The organism is Canicola haemoglobinophilus (assembly GCF_002015075.1).
In the GTDB taxonomy this organism is placed as follows: domain Bacteria; phylum Pseudomonadota; class Gammaproteobacteria; order Enterobacterales; family Pasteurellaceae; genus Canicola; species Canicola haemoglobinophilus.
This window is the reverse complement of the sequence record NZ_MUXZ01000004.1, coordinates 86,406-93,019: the sequence shown is the minus strand read 5'-3', so window position 1 is coordinate 93,019 and position 6,614 is coordinate 86,406. Positions and strand designations below refer to the sequence as shown.

Genomic DNA, 6,614 nt, shown 5'->3' with positions numbered 1-6,614 from the left:
CGTGCGTGCGTGCGTGCGTCAACATGATGCTGTCCTTTATAATATAGTCAATAGAAGTTTGACATTATAGATCTAAATTATATTAAATTAAAAGGTTATACCAAAATAGAGCATAACAATGATGAAGCTAACTGAATATAACTATCGAAAGAAACAATACAAATTAAACCCACCGCACTTTTTTCTATCTGTAACTTTTATGCTATGATTTCGCCGTTTTTTTACTGATGAGAATGATGTTATGACAGAACAAATTAAAAAATTAGATCCTGATGCAGCAATTGATATTGCTTATGATATTTTTCTGGAAATGGCTGGGGAAAATCTTGATCCAGCGGATATTATTTTATTTAACTTACAATTTGAAGAACGTGGCGGTGTGGAATTTGTTGAAACTGCTGATGATTGGGATCAAGAAATTGGGGTTCTCATTGATCCTGAAGAATATGCTGAGGTTTGGGTTGGCTTAGTTAATGAACAAGATGAAATGGACGATGTTTTTGCGAAGTTTTTAATTTCCCATAGAGAAGAAGATCGTGAATATCACGTTGTTTGGAAAAAATAGCACTAAGTATCTTCCTTTTTAAGAAAATACTTAGTCTCTTGATATATTATTTAGTTCAAAATTAGGGGGTAGTTGTGGCTCAATATCCCCTTCATGTAATTGTTGAACTTCTGGTTTTACCATCAATTCCTTAATATCTAATTCTGAACTTTGCTCTTTGCCTAATAATTTTTTTTGTAATTTAGAAAAGCTCGTTTTTGGCGATAACCATATATCTAACAACGCTTGGTTAAATTGAGCATCTAAAGTAAACTCCAAAACCTCATCATTCAAAATGAAGTAACCTTTATCTTCTAAAGCGATATAACTCAGAATGTCATTTGGTACAAAATCAGGAAATGCTCTTTGTAAACTTTCTAAGTTTTTTTCCACATTCTCGCCTAAATCTAAGCCTTTGATCTCTTTGATTAAACTAATAATAAAACTACGCCCTTCCACTGGCTTAGCAAACTTAAAGGATAACATCATAGGACGTTGACCATCTTGATATTCTCCATTTTCACTATAAAGACTAACGTTATAAACATGAAAAGGCCCCCAATCATAATCACCATTTCCCACAGGTTTCCATTGCGCTAAAAGTGCGGTTGAAAATAAGCAAGAAATCCATAATAAGCAAATTTTTTTCATAATCATTCCGTCATTTTCATATTACCTATTAAGGTAAAATCATCTTCACTAACTTCTCATTTACTTTAATACTATCAAATTTTTCCTTTGCGATTTGATAACTTTCTTCACCCATTTTCTTAATCATTTCAGGGTGTTGAATAAAGTAAATCATTTTCTCAGCCAATTCATCAGCATTCCAAGGTGCAACAAGAAAACCATTCAAATTATCTTCTACTGTTTCTCTACACCCTGCCACATTAGTAGTTATCACTGGACGTCCAATCGCCATTGCTTCCTGTGTGCTACGAGGTACGCCTTCTCGATAAGAGGGGAGAACAAAAATGTGATGATCGGTTATCCATTTACTCACATCGGTCACCTGCCCTGGATATTCAATAATGCCACTACGAATTAATTCATTTAATGCATTTTCTGAAAGCGCGCCCATATTGGCTTTATCAATGCTTCCCAAAACAGTAAACACAGTGTCTGGATAGGCTTGTTTTACTTTTCTTGCTGCGGCAATAAATTCATGTATGCCTTTTTCTTTTAATAAACGCCCAATAAACAAAAATTTAATCGGAGGATTTACTAGATTAATTGGCGAATAAACATATTCATTGAGATCAAGTCCTATTCCGCCTAAGATCTCCGTTTGTTTGGCTTTGATATTATATTTTATGATCAGATCAGCAAAATCGTCTTTATTTAATAAAATCAATTTATCTAATTTCGGCAAGCTCCATTTATACAATAAGACCTGAATCATACGTAATAATTTAGCTTTAAAACTTAATCCTTCAGGTTGCTCTGTAAAGGCATAACCCAATCCATCTAACATTCCTACAATTCGAGGAACTCGAGCCCATTTTGCAGCTAATGTGCCAAACACTATAGGTTTTGCAAAGTAAGGAAAAGCAATATCAGGAGATAATTGCTTAATTTTTTTAGCCAGTTTATAAGTCACCCACAAATCAGCAAATGGATTTAAACCACCGCGATTTAATTTATAAAGAATAGGATTAACCCCAAGATTTTTTACAAGTTCAAGTTCTTCTGTCGTAGTCTCTGAAATAAAAGCGTCAATACTATGCCCCTGCTGAATTAATTTTTTAATCAATTCTTTCCTAAAACCATAAAGGCTGGAAGCTGCATTAGTAAGAAAAAGAATTTTCATCAAATAATATCCTAATTTGACCGCACTTTAGCGCTATAAAGTTCAAGCCATTTTTCTGTAATATAGGTTAAGGAATAATGCGCAATAATATGTTCTCTTGCTGAAATCCCTAACTTAGTCCGTTCTTCCACAGATAAATTCATGCTATACAACATTTTTTCTGCTAATAAATCACTACTTTGTTTAGGCACTAAAAAACCATGATTTTGTACCATTTCTTTGGTCCCACCACAATCGGTTGCCACGATAATATTTTCACAAGACATTGCTTCGCCGAGTACTAAAGGTAAGCCTTCATAATAAGAAGAAAGAACATAGGTATCAGCAATATTCATGATTGCTGGAATATCTCGGCGTAAACCCAGTAACTTGACTGAATTCTGTAGATTAAGTTGTGCCACAAGAGATTTTAACTCTGCTTCTAATTCCCCAATGCCCGCAATAACTAATAAAGTATTTTTAGCCTGCAAGTGAACTTGAGCAAATGCCTTGATTAAATTGGGATAGTCTTTTGGATCGGTTAAACGCCCCACGGCAAGAAACACATAAGTTTGTTCTGAAATTGAGAGTTCTTGTCTTAATTTTTCACGTAACGCCAGATCTTTTATAAATTTATCTGTATCAATTCCATTAGGCATAGCAAACATTTGCGAAGGCTTCATTGCGCCTTTTTGGATAAAACTTTCCACTGACTCTTGACTTACATTTGTATTTGCATCAGATAAAAAATTCGTGAAACGATAAGCCAACATGCGTAATTTTCCACCTTCATTACTACTATGCGCAGTGCAAATCAGTTTTGGCAATGAACAAGTTAAACGTAATAAACGAGCCATTAAATTCGCATGAACCATGTGGGAATGAACAACATCTGGTTTAAGTGCGGTAATAATTTGGCGTAATTGTAAATAAGTGCGCACAAATCCAGAAAGTGTTTTTGTCATCTTTAACTTAATCACTTTCACATTTGGATTTTTAGGTAATAGGTTATTTTGCAAATGATCTGATAAAGAAACTAGAGTCACTTGATGATCTTTTTCAGCAAATTTATCGGCTAAATCGCATACTTGGCGCTCTGCTCCACCCACGCCAAGATCTGTGATTAAATATAATATTTTCATTAAATCGAGTTCTCTTTATATCTTGTATATAAAATATGTGATATTAAAATTAATAAAGGTGTTGCGGTTGGGTTATTATAAATTAATAAACCTTTTAAATGTAAAACTAAACAACAAGGAATAATTACCCATAAAAATAAAGGCTGTTTATTTTTGACATAAAGCAAAATAGGTATTAACAATGTTGCTAACATGAAGAAAATTCCGCCAAAATACCAATGTCTTAAATATCCTACATCTGTATTCATATAATATCCCCCTGTTGCCGAAACATATTTTCCTGCACCAAAGAAAAAGGTGTAAATATCTTTAGGTAATTTTAAATGTTCCGCAAAGAAATGGGCACCACTTTCAGAGCCTGCAATTCCTTTAGCAAATAATTCAAAAATCCATGTTTGATAATGCTGAAACATCTCGAGGCTTAAAATGCCATAGCCTAGTAGAGCTAAAACAATAAAAATAAATAATGCTTGTAAATTTCGGCGAATAAAGATCAAATATCCAACAACAATAGCTAAGCAGAAGAAAACCGTTCTTGCAGCAAAAATTGCCATTAGAACAATAACCACTAATTTAAATAAGGCACTTAGCGACAGTTTTTTAGCTTGCAATAAAATACCAATAAAAAATGCACTGGCAATGCCAAAAGGTGCACCAATACCAAAATAACCTGAACCAGATAAAAAAGCATTTCTGTAAGCAATTCGACCGATTAGTTCTGTACTACCGTTAGGTTTAAATAAATTAACATAAGGCTGGAAATCTTGGATAGTTCCGACAAACAAAGCAATTAATGCATTAATAAAGAAAATATTTAATAATTTCTCAAATAAATCTTGTTGTTCAAAGGCTAATAAATAACAAATGGTTGCTACAAAAATGGTTAGTCCTTTTAGCGATGTCCCTAAATAAGATAAATCTGCCATTCCATCGATAAAAATACGTATCGCAACATATAAAGATAATCCGATAAATAACAGTGCAATTTTAGTAAATTCTTCCCGTAATAATGGAATTCTTTTTTTGACTTCTTCCCAATGCCAATAGATCACAGCAAGGCTTATCATAAGCGAGAATGGAGAAGATCCTACACCACGGAAAAAGGGTATATCTAAATCAAAAAGCAATAAATATAAGGAAAAATAAGATAAAAATATCATTTCCGTAATCTCTGTCTTAGATTTTCTGTAGCATTAATTAAATAATAAAAAAATGGTGTTTGTACAAACATACCAAAAATAAAACCAAATCGACCGCTCTTTTTAAAACCTTGATATAAAAATGCTCGAATAATTTTTGCATGAGAAGAATTAAAAGTATTAGAGGTCATTTGTTTTTGATGAATACGATAATGCAATAAAGGTTCGTCTAAATTAGCAAATTTTTTCCCTGCTAAATAAGCTCTTATCCATAATTCATAATCTTCAGCATAAACAATACTTTCATCAAATCCATTTAACTCAGTGAATAAACTTTTTTTAGCTAAAATTGAAGGATGAACAATAGTACATTTCCATGCTAATTGTTTAACAATGTCTTTATGCTCTGTTGGCTGTGCGGACGCATAGCCAGTAAAATTATCATGTTCATCTAAATGCTTTAAATTTGTACCAACAAGATCTATTTCTGGGTTATTTAGCATAAAATTCATTTGCGTCTCTAATCTTTCAGGAACTGCTATATCATCTGCATCCATTCTTGCAATATATTCACCTTGAGCTAAAGCAATCCCTTTATTTAAAGTTTTTGGTAATTTTAGATTATGGTCATTTTTAATATAAACAATTCTTTTATCTTCAAGAGCTAACTGTTGCAAAATAAACTCTGTATTATCTGTTGAACAGTCATTTATCAGTATGATTTCTAAATTATTATAAGTTTGCTCCATAATTGAGCGAACTGATTTTTCGACAAACTTCTCTGCATTATAGCAAGGGATTATGACTGAAATTAAAGGTCTATTATTCATTTATTCATCTACCAACTTAAACTTGTAATGATAAAAAATAGAAATTAGCAAACGAGAAATGCTCGCTAACAATAAAGCATATACGACGCCATAAATTTCAAGATGCCTAAATAAGAAGAAACCAATAACAAAAATAATCATTGAAACTAATTGACGAGTTATAACCAATATTTGTTTACCTAAAATCAGCATTTTCTGAGTCAAAATCCAAGACATACCAGATAATATAGAATTGATAAAGAAAAATACTAATAAAGGCGCTATATCAAGATATTTTTTTCCAAATGCAATAGTAACTAACTTATCAGCAATAAAAGGAATGATAAAGATAGTAGCGAAACTAGCAAGTGCGATTAAAATTACAATTATTTTTAAACGATTTAATTTATTAATTAAACCAGAATAATAATAATCAGATAGCATATTAGTAAATCTAGTAATCAATGCCTCAAATATAACGCCAATAGCATAAAGTCCCAGTACATAGTTACCTAAGAAACTGGCAATAATAAATTTATCCAAATTAGCTGAAGTCGCCCCAAAAACCTGTAATAGATTTTGCTTAAACCAGTTTTTACGAACAAATTGCTTATCAAGGGGGATAACTAACTCAGCTTTAAAGCGCTTATCCATTTTAGCTAAAAAGTAAATGCAAAATGCAATTTGTAAAAACATAATTGCAGTATAAATATTTACAATTAACTTTATGGATTGTTCTCCATATAAGTAATACACAATAAAGTAAAGAAGCGAGGAAAGTAAAGGCTGCTGAATATTAAGATATTGATATAATTTAAGATTATGATCTATTTTAGATAGCTCTAATGTGTAATTAGAAATAATTAAGAAAATGACATTAATTACTAAGATGATATAAAAATTTGAGTAAACAATAAGATTAGTTATGAGCGCAATAACAATAGAAAAGATTATTGAATAAGCAAGATATTTTTCCCAATTCAAATAATGTTTATTCTTAATAGATAAAGCAATAGAGAAACCTAAACCGCCAGAAGCAATAATAGTGATGTAATTAATTAAACTTAGAAAAAGTTGAAATTCTCCCCGCTCTTCTACACTTAGTAATCTTGCTAAAAAGAAAGAAGAGAATACACTTAGAATACTACTAATAAAAGTAGCAAAAATTAATTTAATTAATTTAGCGTTCAT

General features: G+C 31.6%; 7 protein-coding genes. 1 reads left to right on the top strand and 6 read right to left on the bottom strand.

Translation table 11 applies throughout. The annotated features are described in order from the left end of the window. Nucleotides 1-241: 241 nt before the first annotated feature. Entirely contained in the window at nt 242-565 is a 324-nt protein-coding gene (locus B0186_RS01030; protein WP_078217530.1) for an HI1450 family dsDNA-mimic protein, read from the top strand. A gap of 30 nt (nt 566-595) precedes the next feature. Here B0186_RS01030 and B0186_RS01025 read toward each other — a convergent pair whose 3' ends face one another. Genes B0186_RS01025 through B0186_RS01000 form a run of 6 tightly spaced genes read right to left on the bottom strand, consistent with a single transcriptional unit; the run spans nt 596 to nt 6,614 of the window. Beyond that, a complete protein-coding gene (locus tag B0186_RS01025) occupies nt 596-1,201 on the bottom strand; it encodes a chalcone isomerase family protein (RefSeq protein WP_115073003.1) in 606 nt (201 codons plus the stop codon). 22 nt (nt 1,202-1,223) lie between these two features. After that, the gene (locus B0186_RS01020) at nt 1,224-2,354 is read right to left on the bottom strand and encodes a glycosyltransferase family 4 protein (RefSeq protein ID WP_078217528.1); all 1,131 of its coding nucleotides are present in this window, start codon (nt 2,352-2,354) and stop codon (nt 1,224-1,226) included. A gap of 11 nt (nt 2,355-2,365) precedes the next feature. Continuing rightward, complete coding sequence (locus B0186_RS01015) at nt 2,366-3,475, bottom strand: glycosyltransferase (RefSeq protein WP_078217527.1); 1,110 nt, start codon at nt 3,473-3,475, stop codon at nt 2,366-2,368. Beyond that, entirely contained in the window at nt 3,475-4,635 is a 1,161-nt protein-coding gene (locus B0186_RS01010) for a hypothetical protein (RefSeq protein ID WP_078217526.1), read from the bottom strand. Before B0186_RS01010 ends, B0186_RS01015 begins: the two co-directional genes overlap by 1 nt. Further along, the gene (locus B0186_RS01005) at nt 4,632-5,444 is read right to left on the bottom strand and encodes a glycosyltransferase family 2 protein (protein ID WP_078217525.1); all 813 of its coding nucleotides are present in this window, start codon (nt 5,442-5,444) and stop codon (nt 4,632-4,634) included. The genes B0186_RS01010 and B0186_RS01005 overlap by 4 nt, the downstream gene beginning before the upstream one ends. Next, on the bottom strand, nt 5,445-6,614 hold the full coding sequence (locus B0186_RS01000) for a lipopolysaccharide biosynthesis protein (protein WP_078217524.1): 1,170 nt from the start codon (nt 6,612-6,614) through the stop codon (nt 5,445-5,447). It abuts the gene before it with no gap.

What these genes read in the sequence shown, in the direction of transcription:
- B0186_RS01030 (WP_078217530.1), top strand. Translation starts at nt 242, where the DNA reads ATGACAGAACAAATTAAAAAATTAGATCCTGATGCAGCAATTGATATT.
- B0186_RS01025 (WP_115073003.1), bottom strand. Translation starts at nt 1,201, where the DNA reads ATGATTATGAAAAAAATTTGCTTATTATGGATTTCTTGCTTATTTTCA.
- B0186_RS01020 (WP_078217528.1), bottom strand. Translation starts at nt 2,354, where the DNA reads ATGAAAATTCTTTTTCTTACTAATGCAGCTTCCAGCCTTTATGGTTTT.
- B0186_RS01015 (WP_078217527.1), bottom strand. Translation starts at nt 3,475, where the DNA reads ATGAAAATATTATATTTAATCACAGATCTTGGCGTGGGTGGAGCAGAG.
- B0186_RS01010 (WP_078217526.1), bottom strand. Translation starts at nt 4,635, where the DNA reads ATGATATTTTTATCTTATTTTTCCTTATATTTATTGCTTTTTGATTTA.
- B0186_RS01005 (WP_078217525.1), bottom strand. Translation starts at nt 5,444, where the DNA reads ATGAATAATAGACCTTTAATTTCAGTCATAATCCCTTGCTATAATGCA.
- B0186_RS01000 (WP_078217524.1), bottom strand. Translation starts at nt 6,614, where the DNA reads ATGAACGCTAAATTAATTAAATTAATTTTTGCTACTTTTATTAGTAGT.